27 protein-coding genes and 1 pseudogene are annotated in these 23,045 nt (G+C 41.1%); 19 read left to right on the top strand and 9 right to left on the bottom strand.

Annotation, left to right across the window (positions count from 1 at the left end; all coding sequences use genetic code 11):
- Positions 1-143: 143 nt before the first annotated feature.
- A complete protein-coding gene (locus K1Y79_RS21820) occupies positions 144-398 on the bottom strand; it encodes a hypothetical protein (protein ID WP_220252315.1) in 255 nt (84 codons plus the stop codon).
- Between K1Y79_RS21820 and K1Y79_RS21815 the strand changes: the two genes are divergently transcribed.
- The 12 genes and pseudogenes from K1Y79_RS21815 to K1Y79_RS21760 all read left to right on the top strand — a co-directional run bounded on the left by K1Y79_RS21815 (position 389) and on the right by K1Y79_RS21760 (position 8,638).
- Positions 389-886, top strand: coding sequence for a hypothetical protein (locus K1Y79_RS21815; RefSeq protein WP_220252314.1), 498 nt, complete (start codon positions 389-391; stop codon positions 884-886). The two genes, K1Y79_RS21820 and K1Y79_RS21815, sit on opposite strands and share 10 nt — an antisense overlap.
- Positions 887-1,576 carry a hypothetical protein gene (locus K1Y79_RS21810; RefSeq protein WP_220252313.1) on the top strand — a complete coding sequence of 230 codons (690 nt, stop codon included), beginning with the start codon at positions 887-889 and terminating at the stop codon, positions 1,574-1,576.
- A complete protein-coding gene (locus K1Y79_RS21805) occupies positions 1,503-2,324 on the top strand; it encodes an RHS repeat-associated core domain-containing protein (protein ID WP_220252312.1) in 822 nt (273 codons plus the stop codon). Before K1Y79_RS21810 ends, K1Y79_RS21805 begins: the two co-directional genes overlap by 74 nt.
- A gap of 153 nt (positions 2,325-2,477) precedes the next feature.
- Positions 2,478-2,810: a hypothetical protein gene (locus K1Y79_RS21800; RefSeq protein ID WP_220252311.1), complete on the top strand. Its 333-nt coding sequence runs from the start codon at positions 2,478-2,480 to the stop codon at positions 2,808-2,810.
- Positions 2,807-3,508 (top strand): CdiA C-terminal domain-containing protein, encoded by a 702-nt coding sequence (locus K1Y79_RS21795; RefSeq protein WP_220252310.1) that lies wholly within the window; start codon positions 2,807-2,809, stop codon positions 3,506-3,508. Before K1Y79_RS21800 ends, K1Y79_RS21795 begins: the two co-directional genes overlap by 4 nt.
- Before the next feature lie 281 nt (positions 3,509-3,789).
- Positions 3,790-4,395: a hypothetical protein gene (locus tag K1Y79_RS21790; protein ID WP_220252309.1), complete on the top strand. Its 606-nt coding sequence runs from the start codon at positions 3,790-3,792 to the stop codon at positions 4,393-4,395.
- A gap of 1,092 nt (positions 4,396-5,487) precedes the next feature.
- Complete coding sequence (locus K1Y79_RS29580; protein WP_220252308.1) at positions 5,488-5,634, top strand: RHS repeat-associated core domain-containing protein; 147 nt, start codon at positions 5,488-5,490, stop codon at positions 5,632-5,634.
- A gap of 39 nt (positions 5,635-5,673) precedes the next feature.
- The gene (locus tag K1Y79_RS21780; protein WP_220252307.1) at positions 5,674-6,339 is read left to right on the top strand and encodes a hypothetical protein; all 666 of its coding nucleotides are present in this window, start codon (positions 5,674-5,676) and stop codon (positions 6,337-6,339) included.
- Positions 6,340-6,567: 228 nt separating this feature from the next.
- Entirely contained in the window at positions 6,568-6,861 is a 294-nt protein-coding gene (locus K1Y79_RS21775) for a YrhB domain-containing protein (RefSeq protein ID WP_220252306.1), read from the top strand.
- 179 nt (positions 6,862-7,040) lie between these two features.
- Positions 7,041-7,802 (top strand): annotated as a pseudogene (locus K1Y79_RS21770) (RHS repeat-associated core domain-containing protein); the annotation flags it as partial.
- Between the two features lie 169 nt (positions 7,803-7,971).
- Complete coding sequence (locus K1Y79_RS29575) at positions 7,972-8,169, top strand: immunity protein Imm33 domain-containing protein (protein WP_220252799.1); 198 nt, start codon at positions 7,972-7,974, stop codon at positions 8,167-8,169.
- 262 nt (positions 8,170-8,431) lie between these two features.
- Positions 8,432-8,638 carry a hypothetical protein gene (locus K1Y79_RS21760; protein WP_220252304.1) on the top strand — a complete coding sequence of 69 codons (207 nt, stop codon included), beginning with the start codon at positions 8,432-8,434 and terminating at the stop codon, positions 8,636-8,638.
- A gap of 342 nt (positions 8,639-8,980) precedes the next feature.
- Here the strand turns inward: K1Y79_RS21760 and K1Y79_RS21755 are convergent, their stop codons facing one another.
- On the bottom strand, positions 8,981-9,769 hold the full coding sequence (locus tag K1Y79_RS21755) for a hypothetical protein (RefSeq protein WP_220252303.1): 789 nt from the start codon (positions 9,767-9,769) through the stop codon (positions 8,981-8,983).
- Positions 9,770-10,193: 424 nt separating this feature from the next.
- The gene (locus K1Y79_RS29570) at positions 10,194-10,310 is read right to left on the bottom strand and encodes a putative glycolipid-binding domain-containing protein (RefSeq protein ID WP_394370781.1); all 117 of its coding nucleotides are present in this window, start codon (positions 10,308-10,310) and stop codon (positions 10,194-10,196) included.
- Between the two features lie 306 nt (positions 10,311-10,616).
- Between K1Y79_RS29570 and K1Y79_RS21745 the strand changes: the two genes are divergently transcribed.
- The 3 genes from K1Y79_RS21745 to K1Y79_RS21735 all read left to right on the top strand — a co-directional run bounded on the left by K1Y79_RS21745 (position 10,617) and on the right by K1Y79_RS21735 (position 12,418).
- The gene (locus tag K1Y79_RS21745; RefSeq protein WP_220252302.1) at positions 10,617-11,003 is read left to right on the top strand and encodes a hypothetical protein; all 387 of its coding nucleotides are present in this window, start codon (positions 10,617-10,619) and stop codon (positions 11,001-11,003) included.
- A gap of 318 nt (positions 11,004-11,321) precedes the next feature.
- Positions 11,322-11,570 carry a hypothetical protein gene (locus K1Y79_RS21740; RefSeq protein ID WP_220252301.1) on the top strand — a complete coding sequence of 83 codons (249 nt, stop codon included), beginning with the start codon at positions 11,322-11,324 and terminating at the stop codon, positions 11,568-11,570.
- Positions 11,571-12,067: 497 nt separating this feature from the next.
- Positions 12,068-12,418, top strand: coding sequence for a hypothetical protein (locus K1Y79_RS21735; RefSeq protein ID WP_220252300.1), 351 nt, complete (start codon positions 12,068-12,070; stop codon positions 12,416-12,418).
- Positions 12,419-12,857: 439 nt separating this feature from the next.
- Here the strand turns inward: K1Y79_RS21735 and K1Y79_RS21730 are convergent, their stop codons facing one another.
- On the bottom strand, positions 12,858-13,067 hold the full coding sequence (locus tag K1Y79_RS21730; RefSeq protein WP_394370780.1) for a DDE-type integrase/transposase/recombinase: 210 nt from the start codon (positions 13,065-13,067) through the stop codon (positions 12,858-12,860).
- A 162-nt stretch (positions 13,068-13,229) separates the two neighbouring features.
- Between K1Y79_RS21730 and K1Y79_RS21725 the strand changes: the two genes are divergently transcribed.
- Positions 13,230-13,685 (top strand): hypothetical protein, encoded by a 456-nt coding sequence (locus K1Y79_RS21725; RefSeq protein WP_220252299.1) that lies wholly within the window; start codon positions 13,230-13,232, stop codon positions 13,683-13,685.
- 574 nt (positions 13,686-14,259) lie between these two features.
- Here K1Y79_RS21725 and K1Y79_RS21720 read toward each other — a convergent pair.
- Positions 14,260-14,829, bottom strand: a complete 570-nt coding sequence (locus tag K1Y79_RS21720) for a putative glycolipid-binding domain-containing protein (protein ID WP_220252298.1) — start codon at positions 14,827-14,829, stop codon at positions 14,260-14,262.
- An 80-nt stretch (positions 14,830-14,909) separates the two neighbouring features.
- Between K1Y79_RS21720 and K1Y79_RS21715 the strand changes: the two genes are divergently transcribed.
- The 3 genes from K1Y79_RS21715 to K1Y79_RS21705 all read left to right on the top strand — a co-directional run bounded on the left by K1Y79_RS21715 (position 14,910) and on the right by K1Y79_RS21705 (position 19,313).
- Positions 14,910-15,416, top strand: coding sequence for a hypothetical protein (locus K1Y79_RS21715; protein WP_220252297.1), 507 nt, complete (start codon positions 14,910-14,912; stop codon positions 15,414-15,416).
- Positions 15,417-15,903: 487 nt separating this feature from the next.
- Positions 15,904-18,630 (top strand): exo-rhamnogalacturonan lyase family protein, encoded by a 2,727-nt coding sequence (locus K1Y79_RS21710; RefSeq protein WP_220252296.1) that lies wholly within the window; start codon positions 15,904-15,906, stop codon positions 18,628-18,630.
- A 2-nt stretch (positions 18,631-18,632) separates the two neighbouring features.
- Positions 18,633-19,313 carry a DUF6250 domain-containing protein gene (locus tag K1Y79_RS21705; RefSeq protein WP_220252295.1) on the top strand — a complete coding sequence of 227 codons (681 nt, stop codon included), beginning with the start codon at positions 18,633-18,635 and terminating at the stop codon, positions 19,311-19,313.
- A 4-nt stretch (positions 19,314-19,317) separates the two neighbouring features.
- Here the strand turns inward: K1Y79_RS21705 and K1Y79_RS21700 are convergent, their stop codons facing one another.
- The 4 genes from K1Y79_RS21700 to K1Y79_RS21685 all read right to left on the bottom strand — a co-directional run bounded on the left by K1Y79_RS21700 (position 19,318) and on the right by K1Y79_RS21685 (position 22,890).
- Entirely contained in the window at positions 19,318-19,599 is a 282-nt protein-coding gene (locus tag K1Y79_RS21700) for a hypothetical protein (protein ID WP_220252294.1), read from the bottom strand.
- 86 nt (positions 19,600-19,685) lie between these two features.
- Positions 19,686-20,762, bottom strand: coding sequence for an AI-2E family transporter (locus K1Y79_RS21695; protein ID WP_220252293.1), 1,077 nt, complete (start codon positions 20,760-20,762; stop codon positions 19,686-19,688).
- Between the two features lie 206 nt (positions 20,763-20,968).
- Positions 20,969-22,153, bottom strand: coding sequence for a TlpA disulfide reductase family protein (locus tag K1Y79_RS21690; RefSeq protein ID WP_220252292.1), 1,185 nt, complete (start codon positions 22,151-22,153; stop codon positions 20,969-20,971).
- A 110-nt stretch (positions 22,154-22,263) separates the two neighbouring features.
- Entirely contained in the window at positions 22,264-22,890 is a 627-nt protein-coding gene (locus K1Y79_RS21685; RefSeq protein ID WP_220252291.1) for a response regulator, read from the bottom strand.
- Positions 22,891-23,045: the final 155 nt, after the last annotated feature.

The raw sequence follows: 23,045 nt of genomic DNA, 5'->3' as shown, positions 1-23,045 counted from the left end.
AAAACAAGGGATCCAATACCAAGTCGAATCCCTTGTTTTGCGCGCCGTTATTGACCTGCCTAGCGAAATAATGTTGATCATCAGTACGTTTACTTTCCATGCATCAACGAAAAGGCCCGCTTACAATCAGCAGCACTGCAAATCTAGTGGATGGCATGTCGTGAACCTGTAGAATTGCAATCATAAGTGATCTGCAGATCGGTATAAAACACTTTCAGAAAATCGGGATATTCTCTGGTAGCGGACATCGCTGTGGGAAGTCCAAATTGATTGGTAGCTGACACATTAGAGGCGTTATTCAGACTATAGTCAAGGCTAAGAAACTGCCATACGGCGACAGAATACAGGTACAACTCTCTGGGTGGAATTGTCTCACAAAAAACTCCGGATGCAGACATATCTAACTTGGTATGACCGGCTAGGCAGAATGGCTGTTTCTCAGAATGCGAAGCAGCGTGGAACCGCTAGCTTTAGTTATACAACGTATGATTCATTGGGACGTACCAATGAAGTTGGCGAAGTAAGTTCGGCGGCAGGTATATCAGATAATATCAGCAGAACGCCTGATCGGCTTAAGAATTCGTTGAATAACATCGCCTCCAGTAAGCGTGAGATTACCCGTACCAACTACGATGTAGCTGCGCCGTTTATGTTACCGGGGCAGCTGGCTGGACGAAATCTGCGCGGCCATGTATCCTGGACAGCACTGTATAACACAGCTGCTTCTTTGAATAATGGTCCGCATAGTGCCGCAACCTTCTATACATATGATGTACACGGCAATGTTGATACGCTGGTGCAGGAGTACGTGCTGGGTAGAGCCGGAGATGGCGACCATGTATTCAAGAAGACAGCCTATAATTACGACTTATCGGCTGAAAGGTAAATGAAGTTGCGTATCAACCAGGGGATGGCGGATGCATTTTACCACCGATACCGGTATGATGCAGAGAATAGGATCATCGACGTTGAGACGAGCAGGGATAAGGTCTATTGGGAGAACGATGCGCATTATCAGTACTATAAACATGGTGCGCTGGCACGGACAGTTCTCGGTCAGCAGCAGGTACAGGGTGTTGACTATGCTTATACATTACAAGGCTGGTTGAAGGGAGTAAACAGCACATCATTGCAGGCCGCACATGATATGGGAGGCGATGGAGGTAACGGATCTGTTGTACCAAAAGATGCATTCGGCTTTACCCTACACTATTTCGGGGAGGACGACTATCGACCGATCAGTGCAGAGAAACGTCCTTTTGCGGCAGCTGCTGGCGACTTTAAGCCATTATTTAATGGCAATATAGGAGCTATTGGTCAACACATAGTCGGCATCGGTAATCCGCTATTGTACAATTACCGGTACGATGCCCTCAACCGCATCAAGGGTATGCAGGCAAATAACGGACTGGATTTGACGACCAATAGCTGGCACGCACAGGCACTGGACGACTTTAAAGAGGCAATCAGCTATGACGGTAATATCCTGACCTATAACCGTAATGGGAACCAAACTTTTGCTGGCAAACCGCTGGGAATGGATAGCTACTTACAAATACCAGCAAGGCAACAATAAACTAGGCTGGATAGATGATGCGATTCCAGTTGGTAATTATAGTCAGGACATTGACAAGCAACAGCCCGGGAACTACCAGTATGACAGTATCGGAAACCTGGTAAAAGACGTGTCCGCTGGTATACGCGTTATAGACTGGACCTTATATGGTAAAATAAGAGATATTGTAAAAGAAAACGGGGACAGCATTCTTTACACTTATGATGTATCTGGAAACAGGATCAGCAAGCGTTATCTTGATACCACCACATGGTATGTTCGGGATGCAACTGGTAATGTGATGATGACCTATGTACAACGTGGGTCTGCACCGCTTACTCAACTGGATGCAAGTTTGTATGGTTCGAGCCGCCTTGGAGTGATTAACTTTGATAATCAACGTAATAATATTGCAGATGAGGATGTAGTATTACCTGGATTAGGAAATGGACAAATCACTAACTTTGTTCGTGGAAGTAAGGTCTTTGAGTTAAGTAATCATCTTAGGAATGTACTGGCGACAGTGACAGATAAGAAACTGTTGGGCGATGGAGGGCTGTATAGTTTTGACTTGTCCTCTGCAGTAGAATATTATCCGTTCGGTATGCAGATGCCGGGAAGAGCGTATGAAAGTGGGGGGTATAGGTATGGGTTCAATGGGAAGGAGAATGACAATGAGGTGAAGAGAGAAGAAAATCAGCAGGATTATGGGTTACGAATCTATGATCCGAGGATAGGGAAGTTCTTGAGTGTGGATCCGACGAAATAATATCCGGAGTTAACGCCTTATCAGTTTGCAAGTGATAGACCGATCGATGCCAATGATCTTGATGGAGCAGAGGCGAGTCATTGGGACCCTGTTCGCAATCAATGGATGATGCCGTCTGACGCTATAAGGCACCCTCTTCCTCCGGGAGCATACATGCCATCAAACGATTATGCTAGGGCGGGCAGAGACAACGCCTTTCGTGGTACAATTTTAACGGCAGGGATTATTACAGCTGTTGTTGGAGCTCCATATGTATTCGCCCTAGCTGAAAAATCATTTTGGAGTATAGCAATTTGGGCGTCTGTTCCAACTAATCAAGCCACAACTTTATCCGTAACTGGTTTTGCTTTTAACGTCTTAAACCCGGATCCGAATTCTCAAGTGGACTTTGGTGGTTCATCTAAGGCAGGCAGCTATGCTAATTTGCTTTTAAAAAATAAATTTGGTAATGTAGTACAGCTGATTGTAGAAAAAAATTCAACATGAATAGTGCTGAGCAGAAATGGTTAGCTAAATTATTGAATGAGGGAAAAAATGTTGGCGTTGTGGCAGAACAGGCTAATGAGCAGTTGCGAACTGCCGATTTTATTATAGATGGAGCTAGAACTGAATTGAAATCCGTTTCTAAAATTCAAGCTACTGATATGGATGGTTTGTCAGACGGCATAAGACAAGTTATAAAAAAGGCAAAGGGGCAAGCTCCAAATCTTATATTGGATGTGACAGAACAAGTCGGCGCAACTTTCAATGTTACAAGGCGAGCAGTGGCGAGATATTTTGGTACGGGGAAAAGTATAACTAATATACGTGTTGTTGGAAGAGATTTTGATGAGGTTCTCAAACGTGAATATTTTGTTAAAACTAAATATATGGCAAGCTACATATCCCTTATGTTGTATATATCCGCACTTGAGGATGATCATGATAGGTTAAATGAGGTGAGTGCGTTTCAAATGTCTGATGGAACTAATATAGTTCTAAGAGATGTAAATCAGGAGCCATATCCGGACTTATTTCCTAGATCTATTTATTGTGCTACATATAGAAGTCGACTTGTTGACTTGGATAGTTTTATCTCTCATTTAAGGACAAATGTTCTATGGAAATATCCAGAGTTTGATACCTTAATAGTTCAAGAGGAGGAAAAGCCCGGTTTAGATTTTTATCAGATGAAGCCAGAGTAAGTTAGTATCTGAAAATATGAATGAATTGATTTGTGACGAGATTGAACGAATCTATCATAGTAGCAAAGTATAAGTAACCGAAACTAGAGGATGGATAAAACGTTCTGTGGTTAATTCGTTAGACGTCCCTGTCCAAAAAGATTGCTGCTGGTTGAACGGAAGAACAGGCGGCATGGGAAACTTGGTCTGGAAGACAAGCTAAAACGAATGGCTTTAAGACCGTTGAGGTAACTGTCTTAAAAGATGGTGATATATCAGCGATATTCAACAAATGATGATAGATGGGAAATGCTTATTTTTTGGTCAGCGATAAGACGAAATGTATTAATATTTCATCTGACTATTTGGTTCAAGACTATTTAGTTGACAATAGTCAGCTCTATAAGGTGTTAGACAGTAGTGATTTAAGGGCGATTTTTTTGTCGGTTGAAGGTTTTTTATTGAAAGAGTTAGCTAATTATAAAGATGCTCATCCTGGGAGAGGGTATTATAAGGAATATATATATAAGGATGTCAAAGTGAATTTAAATTTACGTGGTATTGAGGGGGTTAAACTTGCTGCTAGAATTGGAGTAGTAGAGTTAACAGAGACAATTATAAATCAAAACGAGCGACTATACATATTGAACAGAACTTTATTAAATAATAATGCACGAGAAGAGCTACTGAAAACTCTCAAGAAGCTTGAGAGAGCTTCAATTGAAGCTATTAAAACTGAAATCAATACATTGTCAAATATTTATTCTTCAGTGTCTAAGATTGACGTTAATGAGGTCATGTCAAGCCTTAACTACTTAATTAAAAATGATCTGGTAGAACTTCGGAAGGCAAATATGTATTCTTTAACGTTTATAGGTGATTTGTTTGCTTCAAGGCACTTTTCTTAAAGGCCTTATGGTTTAGATTAGTAAGAATTTATTAGGTGCAACTCATACTAAAAAAAGCGTGGCAATAGCCACGCTTTTTTTAGTATGAGTTATTGTGGATACGCTTTACGTGCTTTAGCATCCCTAATATAGATATCTATAAGATCGTAGAGTGTTCTTTTTTTATCCTCTTCCAGCAGTTCTAGCTCTTCGAGTCTTTTAAGTGTTTTTTTGTCAAATTTAGCATTAAGCCTTTCCCCAACGAAATAGTCCAGACTCACTTCCAGTGCATCAGCAATTTTCTTAGCAGCATCAATAGATGGTACTGCTTCTCCGCGTTAATACTTGCCAATCATCACCCTGGACACACTGCTTTTATCAACCAGGTGGCCAGCCTGTCTTGTGTATCATCCCTGAAAAAGAGATTTGTAGCGCCTGTACCGGTTTCCTTTCGGATCCTGCTCAGCAGGTTTCCTTTACTGTTGTAGGTAACATATGAACTGTCGTACCAGCTGCCGGTTGTAAAGCTGATGATCCTGCATTGGGTGCCGAAGGGCCACCAGGAGGGTTTTCATGTTTCGTACAGCCAAAAAAAGTACACAAAGGAAAATGTAGACCACTGTCTTCATAGAGTAAATTGTTTAATAGGGGTGAGAAATAAAATCAATTGCTGGCAAACCGCTGGGAATGGATAGCTTAATTTGCACTTATTATGTATCTGGAAACAGGATCAGCAGGCGTTATCGTGATACCACCACATGGTATGTTCGGATGCAACTGGTAATGTGATGATGACCTATATACAACGTGGGTCTGCACCGCTTACTCAACTGGATGCAAATTTGTATGGTTCGAGCCGCCTTGGAGTGACTAACTTTGATAATCAACGTGACAATATTGCAGATGAGGATTTAGTATGACCTGGATTAGGAAATGGACAAAACACTAACTTTATTCGTGGAAGTAAGGTCTTTGAGTTAAGCAATCATCTTAGGAATGTACTGGCGACAGTGACAGATAAGAAACTGTTGGGTGATGGAGGGCTGTATAGTTTAGACTTGTTCTCTACAGTAGAGTATTATCCGTTCGGTATGCAGATGCCGGGACGAGCGTATGAAAGCGGGGGGTTATAGGTATGGGTTTAATGGGAAGGAGAATGACAATGAGGTGAAGGGAGAGGGGAATCAGCAGGATTATGGGATGCGAGTGTATGATCCGAAATTAGGGAAGTTCTTGAGTGTGGATCCATTAAGTGCATAATACCCATGGAATAGTACTTATGCTTTTGCGAAGAATGATGTGATTAGAAGTGTTGATCTGGATGGGGCCGAAAAGAGAGTAAGGACGTACTCTTATACGCTGTCAGGTGGTAAACCGGTTCTGAAGGTCACTGATAATGTTTCGCAATCCCATGCAGATATTCTTATAGGAGAGGAAAAGACGTTTAAGCAGATAGCAGCCCATAGTGCAATAACCTATCAGAGCGCGCCCAAGCCAGATAATGGTTCGTTTTCATATTTTGAGTTTGCTCCGGAGTTGGGAATGAAAAACTATGCGAAGTACACTTATACAGATAATAGTGGAAAACAGCAGGTTGAGTATTTTACGGGGGAGCACATGCAATTTAGAATTGAGGAGGTAAAGAGAGCTCAGGAGGAGCTAATCAGAAGTCTCAATATTGCTGCTGCAAGTGCAAACTTAGTTGGAACAGGAATGATGATGAAGGCTGAGCTCAAAGCGGCCGCTAAGGTTGAACTTACTGGAGGCTATTGGAATCTAAATCCAATGGGTGGTAAATTGAATTGCGCAAATTGTGCTTTTGCAGCGCATTTGTCATTGAAGCAAATGTTTTCTACTGCAACTAATGTGCTTCCAAATCCAGCAAAGGGTGTGAATGTTCAGACCTTTTTGAAGCATGGGGATCTATTGATGATGTTACATTGCATTATTCACCAAATGAAATAACGAAGATAATGAGTGGATTAAAGGAGGGGCAACTGGTGTCATCTTTGGTTCTCCAATAGAGGGAAGTATAGGACAATCTGTAATGTGACTAAAGGTAATGGTGTAGTTCAATTATTGACTTTTCTGTTGAAACTGGGAATGTACTGAATCCAAATAAGATTATGAAAGAGGGTGGCTTTGACCATTTATTATTTAGAAACACAACGGTATAACACCAACGCAAACATCATGGTAACATTTGCTGAAGCACTAAAAATAGCGAGAGACTATCTTGACATTAGTAATAACCCTTCGCTTTATATAATGGAAGATTTAACGATTGAATTTGAATATGGATGGGTGTTTTTTTATCAATCGACAGAAAGAGTGAAAATAGCAGGGGTTTTAGTCGGGTTGGGAGGTAATGCTCCGGTATTAGTTGATAAGCTTGACGGAACTTTACACAGAACAGGCACGGCGTATCGCCAGGAAAAATATATTGAGGATTATATTAAAAAGAAGAAAATGAACAATAGTAAATAGAATCACTATATATTTATAAGCACAAACTTTTGTTATTAAAATGCATCCTTTGTTGTTCTTGAATCAAAATTCCTAACTCGATGTGAGTTTTAATTGAGGAATTACAAGGATGCTTTGTTTTAGGTTTTAGACATAAGGGTATAAATACACTGTAGTTTAGTAGCGAATATCGATATGGGTTCAATGGGAAGGAGAATGATAATGAGGTGAAGGGAGAGGGAAATCAGCAGGATTATGGGATGAGGGTGTATGATAATAGGTTAGGGAAGTTTTTAAGTGTGGATCCATTGACGAAGGAATATCCTTGGACCTCAACATATGCCTTTGCAGAAAACGATGTAATAAAAAATGTGGATTTAGATGGAATGGAACCGTATATAGCTACTGACGGAAGTTATATAGGTATAAGCCTCAGTAACAAAAATCCAGATGAAATAAGGATTGCAACAAGTTTTACCGTAAAGAATGGAATAACGTTGATTAATAGTTATAAAGTGGTGAAATACAATGATTCAAAAAATGAGTTGAAGAAGTTGTACGCTGATGCCGCTAGTGATAATAAAGAAAGGACTGGTTATATTGTTTTGGATGCTTATAATGGAGAGGTGTCGTTTAAGCAGCTTAACGCAACAGGGCAAAATTATAGTGCACTAGATCCTTATGCAGCAGGGGATGAATATTTAGGTCAACATAATCAAGTTGTTCTTGCTAATGTGCACACTCATCAAGATGAGCATAATTTTATAGGAAAGACAGCAGTTGGGGGGGGGAAATCAAGAATCAATATTCGTTTGATAACCAGTATTCATTACCTAGCGGAGATGGTAATACAGCTACTACTCGAGGAGGCAGACATACAATCGCCTTGCATAATGTTGATTACTTTAGTCCGAAAGAAAAGGCTGGCAGTAAGAATAACTTATTTGGTAGGAAAGATTTAGAAACCGGAAAATAAATTTACCAAAGTATGCATTGGGAGAATATATTAATAGTCAAAAGAAGTAAATTGATTGTTTGTTTTTTGTTAACATCTCTGTTAGTATCTTGTCATAGTTTCATGGGTAAAAAAAATGATAGGTTATCTGAAAATCAAGAAGATGATTCAATTGTATATGTGCTGGAGATAGTGGTTGCGTTTTTTTTAGTGGTACTGAAACTCAGGACTACTTGGACAATCCAGATAATATGATGCTATATGATGTTAATACAATAGCTAATTATGATTCTTCGATTATTCCGTTTCTAAACGCAGAAATTGGGTCAGAGTTTGAAAAAAGAGAAGATGGTCACTTTTATTTAGTTATTTAATTAATAGTTAGTATCTACAATTGTGAAAAACAATAAGTAAGCCATTCCGTTATTTGGAATGGCTTACTTATTAGCAAAAGCTTTTTTAGTTCTGGCATTTTGGAGCCGTCCATCAATTGTATATTACTTTGATAAAATAATGTATCATAAAAATAATTATTAGTTAATGAAATTTGAATTAAGCAAGGAAGAGTTAGTTCTATGCTACGCTTAGGCTAAAGAGAAATATGAGGCATGTATAAGTAACGAAGAAAATGCATTTTTGCAAGAAGAGATTTCTATCCCATTTGAAGAAATTGAACTGAAAGAATCTGATATCAAGGTTGTATTTTCTCAATGTAACGTAGCGGAATATTTTTTTGAGATTGGCATGACTTTGTGGGATACGTCGAATCAAATACTTGGTAAGTATGTATATGTTGAAGATGATAAAGGTAATGTTGTGGATGATAGTTTAGTATTCTACTAAACTAAATCTATTATTTTCTAATTAACTAATATCGATTATTTAGGCTTTTGCTAATAAATAATAATCACCGGTCATTTGACCGGAGATATATTATTTATTAGCAAAGCTTTTTTAGTTCTGGCGTTTTGTAACAATCCATCGATCGTATACAAAATGCAGTGTTTATCTTCCTCCGGAAGTCCGAATCAATCGCTTGGTAATGTCTCACCGATTGATTTTAATGTAAGCGCCCTTAATTTGAACAACGTTCCCGACTGTCCAATACTAATGGAGATTTGAGTAGATGACTTACTTTCCAGGCATCAACGAAAAGGCCCGCTTACAATCAGCAGCACTGCAAATCTAGTGGATGGCATGTCCTGAACCTGTAGGATTGCAATCATAAGTGATCTGCAGATCGGTATAAAACACTTTCAGAAAATCGGGATATTCTCTGGTAGCGGACATCGCTGTGGGAAGTCCAAATTGATTGGTAGCTGACACATTAGAGGCGTTATTCAGACTATAGTCAAGGCTAAGAAACTGCCATATTTTGTGCGTACGGTTTGGATTTGTAGTGTTATCGTATGGTCCATATCCCACAGAATACTCTGATCCAAAACCAGTTTTGACATGCATGCTATCCAGATTTTGTCTGTTGTCATATGTAAATCGATAATTGTTCTGGCCCCATCCTACCACATTTACTATTCGACCTTTGTTATCATACTCAAATGTCTTGATACCGTAGAATAATTGTCCAAAGTCTGGCACCGGGCCGTTAGCGGTTATTGTTCCGTTGAACCAACAACTGTCTTTCACGATTTTACCACTATTATTGTAAAAGTAATAATGCCATTCTTCAAAGTATTCACCATTATCTGCAGTGGTGTAAGTAGTTAACATTTGTGAGAGCCTGTCTTGTGTATCATACCTGAAAAAGAGATTTGTAGCGCCTGTACCAGTTTCCTTTCGGATCCTGCTCAGCGGGTTTCCTTTACTGTTGTAAGTAACATAGGAACTGTCGTACCAGCTGCCGGTTGTAAAGCTGATGATCCTGCATTTGGGTGCCGAAGGACTACTAGGAGGGGTTTCATGTTTCGTACAGCCCAAAAAAAGTACACAAAGGAAAATGTAGACCATTGTCTTCATAGAGGAAATTGTTTAATAGGGGTGAGAAATAAAATCAATCTGGGGTAGGGTTATTGGGTTAATGAGGAATTAAAGGTAAGGTAATAATCGGAAAGCGGTGTGCTTAAATTACGTCACGATGTACAGACAGCAGTGGGAGGTAGGTAATATTGTGAAACTCCAGGTCTGTTATTGTGTAAAGAGTTGTAATTTAATTTATTGTAAAATATCCCGGCGTCCTATGCACACGTTTTGGCGTCCTATGGACAAAGGGGAAAATCATGAGACTAATTACTTTAATATTGTGTCACTGATTGAATTAGCAGCACACTAATCCTTGTGAATAAGATTACAAATTAAAGGGTTATTGATGCTGGTTCGTCAAGTTAGCTCTTTGACATAATGTTTTTTTATTACACAGATATATCTGGGTGGGTATTATACGCTATTCCTCTATATGCCTCACCTGGATCACTCGTTCCCATATTTCCGGATAATCAATTACAAATCCCTGATCATCCACTTCTATTTCCGCAGTAAATCCGGAAGTACACTTGAATATCCCCCAATATATCAGTGTACTTCAAATACCCATTAGGTATCAGCGTTGTACCGAATATTATCCATCATCGAACAGCACATGACAAATTATAGGTACAGACGAAGGTCAGTTGCGTTTGAGAGAAGGAATTGGTTTCAAGAGGTTGGTGATAGGGGCATGATGGATTGGGACATAATTCACAGAGGAATGTGCTTATCGCTTTAAATAAATTTATAATTTAGCGCAGCTTTTGGAGGAAGGTCAGGAACGAGAAGGTGGTTATTGAAGGAGGGGATGGTCTGGGGAGGGCTAACTAAATAAATTACAATGAAGAAGAAATACGAAAGTCTGTTATTGTTAATATTGAGTTTGCTCCTCACATCGTGCCTGGATATGTTCCAGCATCATGAATATCAAATTGTAGGAGTCATTTACTATGTAAATGCTGAAGGTGGGAACCATCCATTTATAGGCCGGAAGGTTTCCCGTGGAAATTACGAACTATTAGTTCCAGGCAATCTTATTCGCGCTGAAGGCAATAATCGTATTCTGCTTATCAAGATGGAAGGGGCTGACAATCCATCTGGTGGAAATTACGTGATCAATATGATTGGTGAACGAGTTAGCGTCAATAGAATTTCTGAAAATGAATATCACGGCATGCTGAAGTCTCTATCTGTAAATGTACAATTCATTCCCACAATAGAACACTAGTGCTCCTGGGCAAGTATTTTCCCAATGTCTTGAGCTGCGTAGGGATCTGTGTATTTGCGAATGATCAAAAAAAGTCTTTTTATGACTAATAAACCGAACATGTAAGATGAACAAACGTAGATTTTACATCTTGCTAATGCTATTGGTCACTGGTACTGGATGTAATAGATTGCATGTGACATAATTGCAAGGATTGAAGCCTGTGAAGAAGCGGAACCCTGTGTAGTAGATCTTAAGTCTATTACCAATTTTGACTGGGATACTGTGTATATCTGGTCAGGCATCCCTAAAATTGAGTATATCACTCAGGCAATAGGCATGCCTTATGAATTTTATGAGGAATTTACTCACCCGATTATTTTTATCAAAGACCACAAAATTGCCTTATATGAAAATTGGGAAGGCTCCGTAGAAGGAATTGTAAACAATCAGATTTTTGTGAAGTCTGGAGCAGGAAACAGTATTTCAGGGACTTTTACACCACAGTCTGCTATTTTTGATGGCTGGAGCATAGGCCCGAAAGGGTCGAAATATTATATTCTTAGAATGAGAAACGACGATAAGTAACGGCCCTCAGGATTGGAAAGCTGGATCTTTTTAAAAGTAAAAAGAGATGAGTTAGAGTAGTCGTATATCTCTTTGTGTATTGCTATTTGTCAAGGCCTCGATAACTATACTTTTTTCTGTAAGCATACTTGTTGATCTGACTGACCTAATTCGCCTCTCAAGTTCAACGTATAATACTGACATACTGCCATTTATCGGGATGCTTGTAACAATTGGAGTTTTACTTTTATCAGCATTTTTAGATTATACGCGGGAAATTCGTTTGCAGAGCATGTTGTAAAGTATGATTAAACACGTACGGATATTTTTTACTCGGCGCGCAACAAACGTAGTTAGATTAGAATCTTTATAGTAGCTTCCAAGAAGTTCTACACAATAGCTTAAATCAGCGTAATTCAAGACAGGGAAATCCGGTATTAAATGCTGTTCAAATTCGTTATCAAAATGGGAGTTGTTGATTAGCAATTGACTGATCCTGATCTCAAATAGCATATATCATGTTTCAAATTACTTTCAGTTTCAATGCTCACAGTGGAGGGCATAAAGATATTTCTGTTAAAATTCCTTTGTTGGGCATAAATTCAAAGGTAGATTCATACTACTTAGCAATAGATAGCTTTCAAATGTCAGACGATGCAAGAGGTGTGGCTGAAACTGGGGGCAATGGAATACCTATATTGGGAATAAATAAGTGTGGGGGATATGCAATGAAGACAATGGGAATTTCTTTGGAAACGTCTCTTAGTTCAGTTCATGTTCATTCAATAGTATATTTTGATGGTTTAGATAGTAGAGCAGGCGGCAATAGTTCGAGGATATCTTCACGTTGCGACGATGAAAGATATTAGGCCTCAGCCGGGCGTTTTCGCGCCTTTGGGAGAACATTTTATAGAAAACAAATTTTAGATGACCATGGTAAAGAGTTTCTTTAATAAATCTGTAGTATTTAATTTAATGGTTATTTCTACTGGTTTTATTGTGCTTGTTCTGCTTGCGATACTAATGCGATATGATAAAAAGTATATTAATATTTTTTTTCTACTTCCCAATATAATTATTCATTTATGTGTAGTTAATGTTGGACATATTTTTCTCCTGGTTTATTTGAAAGAAAAGACAAAAAAGTGTCCGTATAAGTATAATTTGGAAAGGATGTACTTAATAATTTGTGTAATTATCAATATAATCCTCGGTATATGGTTAATTATAGAGCATTCATTGTTAAAAAAACTTTTTCTATGAAAGTATCACAATGGAGGTTTTTATAGGGCGATAGTTGCACAGCATTTAGGTGGTGCGCTCCTTAGTCTCGTATCGTCCTATCTGGGCGTAAGAAATACCTTCTTTATTGTGCCAGCCAACAAATGCTTTCGAAATATATTCCGGGCCATTATCAACCCGAATAGTGTTAGGCTTACCTCGTTTTGACGCGATTCTATCCAATATTCTTACAACATTTTCTGCAGACATAGAGAAGTCTGCTTCCACATAGGACAGAGCCTTGGATTGATGGAGTTCAATATTATTATTTCGAGACGGCTGAAGGAAGATTTGTTAGTGCAGGAAGAATGCCGACGCCCCAAACGTCAAATTTTTCAAATAGTTCAACGACTCCTAATGGGTCCGTGACACCAAATAAATCAAATTAATTGATTTCAAATGCCGGAATTAATAGATCAATATTTTTTGGTTGATAGAAGAGATGCCGAGTTTATAAGGCTCTTTCTCGACAAATACGTACCAGATAGAGGACCGGTTACTGACTACTATCTAATCGTGAATGAGGATGGTGAAGAGAAGATAGACGTTAAAAATATAGATGATGTCTTATCGTTTTATGAACATCATGTAAATTGTGATTATGATATATATCTGGAGAATCTGAACAGAAATTGTTCAATTACCCATGCGATTATTACATACACAGATGACGCTAAAGCAATTTTGGGGGTGTCTGTTATAGGGACGTTTGCTGACCTTACAGAAAGTTTAGCCATTTTTAATGAGATAAAGGTTTTTGTGAAATCTACAGTAGCTTGCATGACCCTGGAAGAACCTCCGCCGAATAATTCAATTGAATTCATTGAATTTGCAAGAGATATGAGGTTATATTAAGTCATAGGTTTGAAATAATGCCTCCAATACATGGAGGCAAATTAATTGACATTGGGTGCTACTTGACATGAATGAAAAAGCTTGGCTTAAAATCCAAGCTTTTTCATTCATGTCAAGTACTATAAGAGTAATATTTTAACGGTTAGCCTTACTGGTATAAATGCCGGTTGTAAAGCTGATGATCCTGCATTTGGGTGCCGAAGGGGCACTAGGAGGGTTTTCATGTTTCGTACATTGTGAAACTCCAGGTCTGTTATTGTGTAAAGCGTTGTAATTTAATTTATTGCGAAATATCCCGGCGTCCTATGCACACGTTTCGGCGTCCTATGGACAAAGGGGAAAATCATGAGACCAATTACTTTAATATTGTGTCACTGATTGAATTAGCAGCACACTAATCCTTGTGAATAAGATTACAAATTAAAGGGTTATTGATGCTGGTTCGTCAAGTTAGCTCTTTGACATAATGTTTTTTAATTACACAGATATATCTGGCTGCGTCATTTCAATGATGTAGTGCAGAAGCGACGTGCGCCGGGTGATCACTACGTGAGGCATGAGGAGGTATTGTCCGCTATTCCTCTATATGCCTCACCTGGATCACTCGTTCCCATATTTCCGGATAATCAATTACAAATCCCTGATCATCCACTTCTATTTCCGCAGTAAAGCCGGAGTATAATGTTTCATATTTATACCTGAGTGTACTTAATCTTGTATACCGTTGTTTTACAGGCTTCATATCCATGGCAGGTAGATCAAAATAAACTACATTAATTTCTCTTGATTCGCCTACTGCGAGCGATAAACGATTTATAGGTAGTGTATTAGTAAAAGGTGTCAGTGAAATGTCAACATCAACACAGTTATCAAAGATTGCATGAATAGTTCCATGCTGATCATGCCATCGATTATCCTGTCGTGAGAATTGTAGTTTTTTTACTACATGATCTGTTAATTGAATATCAACACTGAGCATTTCCCACTGCAAATTTGTATGTATTTCATAATGTACATGCAGTGGTTGTTCATTTGCAATGCCAGTAATGTTACCGACAATTTTATGTGTTGTGCCTGACTGGATATGAAGATACTCCAGTGTGTTGTAGTAAATACCCTTCCATAAAATACGATGTATATTCATATGTTTTGGTTTCCTTTAAGTTACGTTATTTCTCAAATTATGTGACTAACATATTTTGAAATTGCGTATGTTTGCAGCCCATGAAAAGAATCATCCTCACGCTAACCATGTTAGTTACGATAGCTGCCTGTTCAGACACAAAGCACGTAGAGACAGCAGCAGCACCGGATATCGTAGACACCACATCAGATATGAGCTCAGAAGACCCGGATGCAACATTGGCAACGGAATTATTTGAAGGAAGCGACAACTACAGGTACGTTGCACAACGTAAAATGTATATACGTTGGGATCTGGAAAAGGAAACACTTCGGCCGCTGTTCAGCAAGATGTTTAGTCAGCATGACCAATATAAAAAACGTCTGCGTATGATTGAAGATAATCAGTTGAAATTCCTGGAAGACGCACGCAAGGAAATGACAGCTACTGCCCGTCAGTACGGTAGTGTAAGCGGTACGCCGGAGTTTGAGTATCTGGTGGCGAAAAAAGATGCTGCTTTCAGATCACTCATGGAAGAAATGGTAGAAGATGAGAATGTCAGTGAGGAAGAAAAAGATTCACTGAGAAAGGCATTGGAAAGTATGTAAAGTATCATATTTCTTTAAATAGATCTGATGTCCGATATTGGTATACATGTAATGTACATTGGTATCGGACATTACAGTTAGCCTCATTTGCCAAAATTCGTTTACCGATAATCCATCCTCCCTTTACCATCACCACATCAATGAGCTTTCCTGCGTTGAACGATAAGAACTATTAAATTTCAATAGTGATTGGTCAGCTTATCAGCCTTTTGGATTAACAATAACTCAGATACCTAAATAATTATTTGTCGCTAATTGCAATATTTCGTGTCAATGTGACGCGTTTTTATTAATTTAACGCTAGTATAGGGTGATGCTGGCATACTTAGTTACTTTTCAGAAGTGAAGCGATACGCGCAAACCTATAACTGAACCACGATGAAAAACTGTTATGATTTAAATTCCTGCAGTTATATATCCGTCCGCTGATTTGCCGGACATAATAAATTGATCTGCTGATCCTATCATTAGCGCTAATAAAAAAGGCATGCAAGACAAGACAAACCTATCCCGACGCACATTTGTTAAAAACGCTGGGTTGTTAACCGCCGGTTGGCCCGTTATATCATCACTGCCTGCTTTCGGCGGGGCAGCATCCGCATTCACACCGCCATCAGCAGCTAATCTGCACTGGCTGGGTGGAAAAGCGCCCTCCATCAATGCCGGAGCTACATGGGGTGTGCCCTGGCCTAAAGGCACGGTAAAGAAAGATGCAGGGTTCGTGCTCACCACGCCGGATGGCGAAAACATTCAACTTCAGTCCTGGACACTGGCTTCCTGGCCTGATGGTTCGATCAAGTGGAGCGCGCATGCAATAGGTGCAAGGCATGTGAATAACACCACCTCCTTTCAGTTAACTCCTGCTAAGGGCACTCCTGCAAAGGGCGCGTTGAAAGTACGTGAGCAGGCAGACAGCATATCGATAGACACTGGCATTATACAGTGTGAAATCGGAAAGACAGGCGTAGCAATTATCCGGTCTATAAAAAGAAAAGATAGCATTATTGCCAAAGATGGTAAACTCATATTGCTTACCCAGGATCAACCAGATGAAGGTAATGGGTTATCCCCGCAACACGATACTTTTCAGAGCAATATAACAAGTGTTGTATTAGAGCAACAAGGCCCCGTTCGCGCGGTAGTTAAAATAGAGGGAAAGCATCTCAATGATAAACAAAGAGCATGGCTGCCTTTCACTATACGTCTGTATTTTTATGAAGGCGCGGAGTCTGTACGCATCATGCATACAATCGTTTTTGATGGTGATGAACAAAAGGATTTTATCCGTGGACTGGGCATCAGATTCTCAGTGCCCCTGAGCGGTGAGCTATACAACCGGCATATCCGTTTCGCCGGCGATGAAAAAGGTGTATTTGCAGAAGCTGTGAAAGGACTGACTGGTCTGCGCCGAGACCCCGGAGCAGCAGTAAGAACGGCACAGGTGAACGGAGAAGAAATCAAAGGTACACTACCAGACGTTGTCAGTAAACGTCTGCAGTATATTCCTGCCTTCGGTGATTATACCTTGTTTCAACCCACGCCAGACGCATTTGAGATACAAAAGCGGACGCGTGAAGGATTTGGCTGGATACAGGCTGCCTATGGACGCAGATCCGCAGGGACGGCATATGTCGGTACGCACGTCGGCGGACTTGCATTTGGCATCCGGAACTTCTGGCAGAGTCATCCTGCACAGCTGGATATCCGTCAGGCACAAACAGATCAAGGGCATATCACTCTCTGGTTCTGGGCACCGAAAGCTGCACCGATGGACCTGCGCTTCTACCACGATGGCATGGGGCAAGATACTTTTGAGAAACAGCGGGAAGGCCTGGAAATCACTTATGAAGATTATGAGCCGGGCTTCGGTACCCCGTTTGGCGTAGCACGCACTTCCGAAGCACAGATATGGGTATTGGCAGCAACACCCTCTAACGAACAACTAAGTGCTATCGCCGCTTATATACAGGATCCTGCTACTATCACCTTTGATACGAAACAGTGGCAAACCGCAGGTGTGTTTGGTGGCAACTGGATGGGGACTCAGACGCCTTCCCCGGGAAAGAAAAAAATACAGGATCAGCTGGACTTCTACTTCGATCATTATAACCGGCAGATAGATGAACAGCATTGGTACGGCTACTGGAATTACGGAGACGTCATGCATTCCTATGATACCGACAGGCATGTGTGGCGATATGATGTCGGGGGATTTGCCTGGGATAATTCTGAGCTCTCCACAGATCTCTGGCTCTGGTACTATTACCTCCACACAGGTCGTAAAGACGCTTTCCGTATGGCGGAGGCTATGACCAGGCATACGGGCGAAGTAGACGTGCACCATATAGGTCCGTTTGCACCCTTAGGCTCCCGGCATAATGTGCAACATTGGGGATGCAGCGCTAAGCAATTAAGGATCTCTACAGTTACAAACCGTAGATTCTACTATTACCTTACCGCCGACGAAAGGGTCGGAGACCTGATGCGTGAACAGCTTGATGCGGCCGCTACCCTCCGTACAATTGTACCTGGCCGTAAAATTGGTCAGCAGAAGGGTGATCCAGACGGCAAATATGCCGGTGTGTCATTCGGCACAGACTGGGGATCACTTGCAGGAGCCTGGTTGACTGAATGGGAACGTACAGGCGATAAAACGGCAAAAGACCGGCTGCTGAACAGTATGCAGACAATCGCCGCTCAACCCCATGGCTTCTTTACTTCCAGCGCACAAATGGAACTGTCTACAGGTAAGTTTCAACGCGCACCACAGGAACAGTTTTCTGTATCCCACCTCAGTGCTGCATTCGGTTTGCCGGAAATATGTGCGGAGTTGATTGGTCTGGTGGATATGCCTGCTTTTGAGAAGGCATGGCTGCAATACTGTGAATATTATAACGCATCTGAAGAAGAGCAAATAGCTGGTGTGGGCAGACCGCTCGGTAAACTTAATCTCAAACAGGGACATGCAAGGCTTACCGCATTTGCAGCTATCCGCAAGAATGATAAACGACTGGCAAGACGTGCCTGGGAAGAGTTTCTTGGCGGGGAAGCAGGAATACGGAACCTGTCTCAGGATGTCCATATCCTTAGAGGTCCGCAGGTACTGAATACCGTAACGGAAGCGAATGCCATGTCCACTAATGCAGTTGCACAATGGGGATTGACCGCTATCGCTTTGCTGGATTACATTAACGAAGATTATCCGGAGAAATAAAGATGAAGAGACTGACCCTTCTGATGATATTGTTAGGTGGAATATTATTGACAGCCAACGGACAACCACATGGCAGACTATACCTGTCTGATAGCTTTGATCTGCCATTGGATACCAGCAAATGGATTGTTGAAACGGCTCCTGCACCAGATTCTTACGTATACACCTACAATGGACGCCTTGTGCTTGATACAAAAGGAGGGGTGACCGTATGGCTGAACCGGAAACTGAAAGGTAACCTGCACATCTCGTTTACCCGCAAGGTAGTGATGGAAGGAAAAGTGAACGATAGGTTGTCTGACATGAATGTATTTTGGATGGCGACTGATCCTCGGAATGGTCAGCTCTTCACACGCAACGGCGTATTTGAGGAATATGATTCCCTGAGCCTTTACTATGTTGGCATGGGTGGAAATACGAACACGACCACCCGTTTCCGTAGATATGACGGGAATGGAAAAAAGCCGCTTCTACAGGAATACCTGGATGCCATGCACCTGCTGACAGCCAACAAAGATTATCAGATCGATATTACAGTGAAGAATGGGTTGGTAACGTTTGCTGTTGACAATACCGTGTTCTTCACCTATAACGATCCGGAGCCATTGAGGGAGGGTTATTTCGGATTCCGTTCTACCTGGTCCAGGCAGGAAATCCGAAACTTTAAAGTCAGCCGGTTGTAGAGGGTTAAACAGCTAATCGTTTAAAAGTTTCCTTAGTAATAACTCTGCAGTTCTCTGCCAGCTGATCGAGGGTGCAGCTCAGCATCCTGACATTATATGGAAGATTATCGCGCATTTCAATAAACTCCAGGCACAGGCCGCATTGATCGGTTACGTCAGAGTCTCCTTTGAGGTGACGGAAGATGTAATCAGCCATAGCCCGGTCACCACCAAGATCAAACTTGCCAAAAGTTTCATGTCCATCAGTAGTCTTTACATGCAGTAAAATATGAAATGTTGTTTCCATACGCATACTTCATTTAGGCTATTAATAAAACTGAAACAAATTTACCCATTTCAGCCTGCTATGGTGTCAGAAAGATGTTAAAATTACTACTTGTTTTTATCCGGTTTGATGAGATTGCCTGGGTTATTATCACCAAGTAGCCGGCCCCAGGGTTTGAGTCCTTCGATATGATCAAATATGATCTTTAGAATGGCCACGAACGGGATTGATAGAAACATGCCGCTCACGCCCCACAAAGCGCCACCCATCAGTACGACCACAATAGAAATTAAGGCGTTGATGGAAACTTTAGAAGCTACTACTTTAGGAACAATAAGGTGATTATCTATAAACTGTATGAGCAGATAAACGCCTACTATCAGCAATGGCGTTGTGAAGTTATCATTCGTGACAGTTGCAATCATTACAGGTAAGGCGATGGCTATCAGTCCGCCGATATACGGTATCAGATTCAGAATTGCTCCGATTGTACCCAGGAGTATTGCATATTTCACACCAAGGATCAGCAGGGCGACAGAATTAAGTACCGCAATGATAGCCGTCTCTATGAGCAGTCCGGCGATATAACTCTGGATGGCTCCTTTAGTTGATTGCAGCACATCCTGTACATGTTCCTGGTGTGTATTGCCGAAGCTCTCATAGACGAATTTGACCAGCTGTTCTTTATACAGTAACAACAGAAAGGTATATACCGGTAAGAGGAAAAAGACGCCGAGGATACCGAAAATAGAGCCGAGCGTATGTCCGAGGTATTGTTGACCATTATCCGTAAGCTTATGGAGCATATCGGTCTGTTTCTGCATCGAAATGCCTAGTTTCTCGGCTGCCCATTGCTGTAGCTGCCCGAGTAGTTCCTGCGAACGTGCTTTAAGAGTCGGTATCAGTTCCCCAAACTGACTGATCTGGGAAGATAGGAAGTAAAACAAACCTGCCAGTACGAGGGCAGCGATTAGTAGTGTGAGGGAAATTGCCCACACTTTGGGAATCCCGAATCGCTCAAACCTGGTACATAGCGGATTTAATAAAATGGCGACTAGTCCTGCAAATGCAAAGGGCACGAGAATATCTTTCAGCAGGAAAAGGATGTAGAAGAAGAGGTAAAGGCCGACAAGAATAAGGGGCGCCTTTATAAAGAACGGATACTGCTTATTGGAGGAATGCATATGATATATTTAGGATCAGCTTGTATTAGATCCTATACCTTAATCATGCCAACTTCTTCAGCAGTATCCGTTGAATAGAATGAATCAGTTACTGAAAATCAATTATTAAGAGTAACGGTGGTCCCGGTAAGCAAGACGTAGTAATACTTCATCGCGAAGTATTACTGGCAATTAGTGGGTCCTGGCCACCAGTTACGAGGTGTACATCAGCGTAATATTTCTGCCAGTTTTGTATCCAGCAGGTCATAATTGTCTCCGCCGCTGCCGAATCTTGCTACGATGAGGCCTTCCGGGTTGATAAGTATCTGAGTAGGTACGGTGTGTACGCCGTACATGCTATAGACATCACCAGGTTGAGGTTTACCATCTTCTTTGAACTTGACGGGGTCCAGTCCGCGGAGAATATGATTCCAGATACCAATACCATCTTTGTCAATGGCCTTTTTCCAGTCTTCCGTTTTACCGTCATTGTCTGCAACGCCAAGAATGGTCAAACCTTTGTCTTTGTAACGGGCATAGACCTCTTTAAGGTGTATGTTGTTTTTACGGCAGGGAAGGCACCAGCTGCCCCAGAAGTCGAGCAGTAAGTATTTACCACGGAAGTCCAGGAGCGTAAGCGTTTTACCATTGATGTCAGGCTGGCTGAATAATTGTGCCTGTGTGCCCGGAATGCCGTTCTGCAGCTTTTCGAGCATATCAGTTAGCTCCTGTCCGTAGATGCTTGTCTGGAGGAAGGGTGCCATTTTCCCGATATAACTTTTCAGTTCAGCAGGCTTCAGGTAGCTGGCAAAGAACCGGAGTTCTGCGGCGGTAACATAGGAAGTTGGGTGAGAGCGGAAGAAATCGTAGCTGACCTCGCGGGACCGTTCTTCCAATGGCAGCAGCCTGCCTTTAGCTACATCGGCTTTGGATTTTAGCGCGTTGAGTTCCGCATCTGATTTCCTGGCCTGAATAGCGCTGAGGTACTGCTTATTAGCGTCTTCCAATGACTGATTGATTGGAGCCATTTCCTGTAGTACGCTGGCACGGGCACTTAGTAGTTCCTGGTATTCCTGCTGCGTCGCCGAGCCGGTAACTGTACCTTCTTTGAAGGTTGGCGATTTGACATTGACAGTTACCTGTCCTGGATCCAGATAAAAATCGAATCCGTCTTCGCCATCACCGCTAAGCGTAGCCATAACAGGTTCACTGAGCATACCTTTGAAAGAGAAGCTGCCGTTTTTGATAGCACAGCTGTCTTCCATATGGAATCCGTTGCCGTAGCGGATGTGTACATAGCCACTGTTTTTTCCGGCAATAGTGCCATCTAACTGGAAGGGGCCGCGTTTTTCCTGCGCCATGGAATGAGTGGTTGCAGCAATGCCTGCAACGATAACAAGTAGTCGTTTCATAGGGTTGTGGTCGGAATAATGATTAATGCTTAATAATGCTTACTTCAAAAGATCTTAGTTGTAATCAGGGGTTCAATATAATAACTTTTTTTAATAATGTCAAAGGGTGATTATGAATAGAGCTGTACTTTTTCTATCATTTCAATGACGTTGGAGACTTGTAATTTTTCAAAGATTCTCTTCTTATATGTGCTGACAGTAGAAATTTGTAGGCTGAGTTTATCAGCGATTTCTGCTACGCTGGAACCTTTGATCAGCAGCTGCATGATATTGTTCTCACGGCTGGATAAGCGCTGGATGGGATTTGTCGCAGTCTTTTTATTTGTAAAGTTGTTAAGCAATGTTTGCTTAAGGGTAGGGCTCAGGTACTTCTCGTCCCGTAGCAGTGTCTTAGCTGCATTTTTGATCTCTTCAATGCCTGTTTTCTTGGATAGGAACCCGTCAGCACCAGCTTCGAGATAACGCCATCCGAAGATCTGCTCATCATAGCTAGAGAATATCAGTATTCTGATATCCGGATGGCGCAGACGAATCACGTCCAGCATCTGGTGATTATTTCCTCCTGGCATATCGATGTCCAGGATGACGAGATCAAATTTTTTAGTAGAAAGTATCTTCAGGGTGTCCTCAAAACTGCCTGCCTCACTAACCTGCGCATCGTCAATTGACTTCTGCAGGATGAGTGTCGTGCCGTACCGGACAACCTCCTGATCATCTACAACAAGTATATTAGGCATAGCAATCAATTGTGTAAAAGTACGTTACAACGGTCAAATAAACAAAGAATGTAATATCCTACCATATATTCTTGTAGTAAAACTACTACATATTACTACAAGTTATTCTAAATAATTAAATCAAACAAGTATATAAATTTGTTGTATGTGAAAAC

This window comes from Chitinophaga rhizophila (genome assembly GCF_019492185.1).
In the GTDB taxonomy this organism is placed as follows: domain Bacteria; phylum Bacteroidota; class Bacteroidia; order Chitinophagales; family Chitinophagaceae; genus Chitinophaga; species Chitinophaga rhizophila.
The sequence above is the reverse complement of the archived record's forward strand: the minus strand, read 5'-3'. Positions and strand labels throughout refer to the sequence as shown.

Bases quoted from the DNA above. Each gene is read 5' to 3' on its own strand.
- K1Y79_RS21740 (WP_220252301.1), top strand. From the start codon at position 11,322: ATGCCTTATGAATTTTATGAGGAATTTACTCACCCGATTATTTTTATC.
- K1Y79_RS21685 (WP_220252291.1), bottom strand. From the start codon at position 22,890: ATGCCTAATATACTTGTTGTAGATGATCAGGAGGTTGTCCGGTACGGC.
- K1Y79_RS21805 (WP_220252312.1), top strand. From the start codon at position 1,503: ATGGGAACCAAACTTTTGCTGGCAAACCGCTGGGAATGGATAGCTACT.
- K1Y79_RS21700 (WP_220252294.1), bottom strand. From the start codon at position 19,599: ATGGAAACAACATTTCATATTTTACTGCATGTAAAGACTACTGATGGA.
- K1Y79_RS21745 (WP_220252302.1), top strand. From the start codon at position 10,617: ATGAAGAAGAAATACGAAAGTCTGTTATTGTTAATATTGAGTTTGCTC.
- K1Y79_RS21815 (WP_220252314.1), top strand. From the start codon at position 389: ATGCAGACATATCTAACTTGGTATGACCGGCTAGGCAGAATGGCTGTT.
- K1Y79_RS21715 (WP_220252297.1), top strand. From the start codon at position 14,910: ATGAAAAGAATCATCCTCACGCTAACCATGTTAGTTACGATAGCTGCC.
- K1Y79_RS21705 (WP_220252295.1), top strand. From the start codon at position 18,633: ATGAAGAGACTGACCCTTCTGATGATATTGTTAGGTGGAATATTATTG.
- K1Y79_RS21720 (WP_220252298.1), bottom strand. From the start codon at position 14,829: ATGAATATACATCGTATTTTATGGAAGGGTATTTACTACAACACACTG.
- K1Y79_RS21810 (WP_220252313.1), top strand. From the start codon at position 887: ATGAAGTTGCGTATCAACCAGGGGATGGCGGATGCATTTTACCACCGA.
- K1Y79_RS21695 (WP_220252293.1), bottom strand. From the start codon at position 20,762: ATGCATTCCTCCAATAAGCAGTATCCGTTCTTTATAAAGGCGCCCCTT.
- K1Y79_RS21775 (WP_220252306.1), top strand. From the start codon at position 6,568: ATGGTAACATTTGCTGAAGCACTAAAAATAGCGAGAGACTATCTTGAC.
- K1Y79_RS21820 (WP_220252315.1), bottom strand. From the start codon at position 398: ATGTCTGCATCCGGAGTTTTTTGTGAGACAATTCCACCCAGAGAGTTG.
- K1Y79_RS21690 (WP_220252292.1), bottom strand. From the start codon at position 22,153: ATGAAACGACTACTTGTTATCGTTGCAGGCATTGCTGCAACCACTCAT.
- K1Y79_RS21725 (WP_220252299.1), top strand. From the start codon at position 13,230: ATGCCGGAATTAATAGATCAATATTTTTTGGTTGATAGAAGAGATGCC.
- K1Y79_RS21790 (WP_220252309.1), top strand. From the start codon at position 3,790: ATGGGAAATGCTTATTTTTTGGTCAGCGATAAGACGAAATGTATTAAT.
- K1Y79_RS21755 (WP_220252303.1), bottom strand. From the start codon at position 9,769: ATGAAGACAATGGTCTACATTTTCCTTTGTGTACTTTTTTTGGGCTGT.
- K1Y79_RS29580 (WP_220252308.1), top strand. From the start codon at position 5,488: ATGAAAGCGGGGGGTTATAGGTATGGGTTTAATGGGAAGGAGAATGAC.
- K1Y79_RS21800 (WP_220252311.1), top strand. From the start codon at position 2,478: ATGCCATCAAACGATTATGCTAGGGCGGGCAGAGACAACGCCTTTCGT.
- K1Y79_RS21735 (WP_220252300.1), top strand. From the start codon at position 12,068: ATGTTTCAAATTACTTTCAGTTTCAATGCTCACAGTGGAGGGCATAAA.
- K1Y79_RS21795 (WP_220252310.1), top strand. From the start codon at position 2,807: ATGAATAGTGCTGAGCAGAAATGGTTAGCTAAATTATTGAATGAGGGA.
- K1Y79_RS21710 (WP_220252296.1), top strand. From the start codon at position 15,904: ATGCAAGACAAGACAAACCTATCCCGACGCACATTTGTTAAAAACGCT.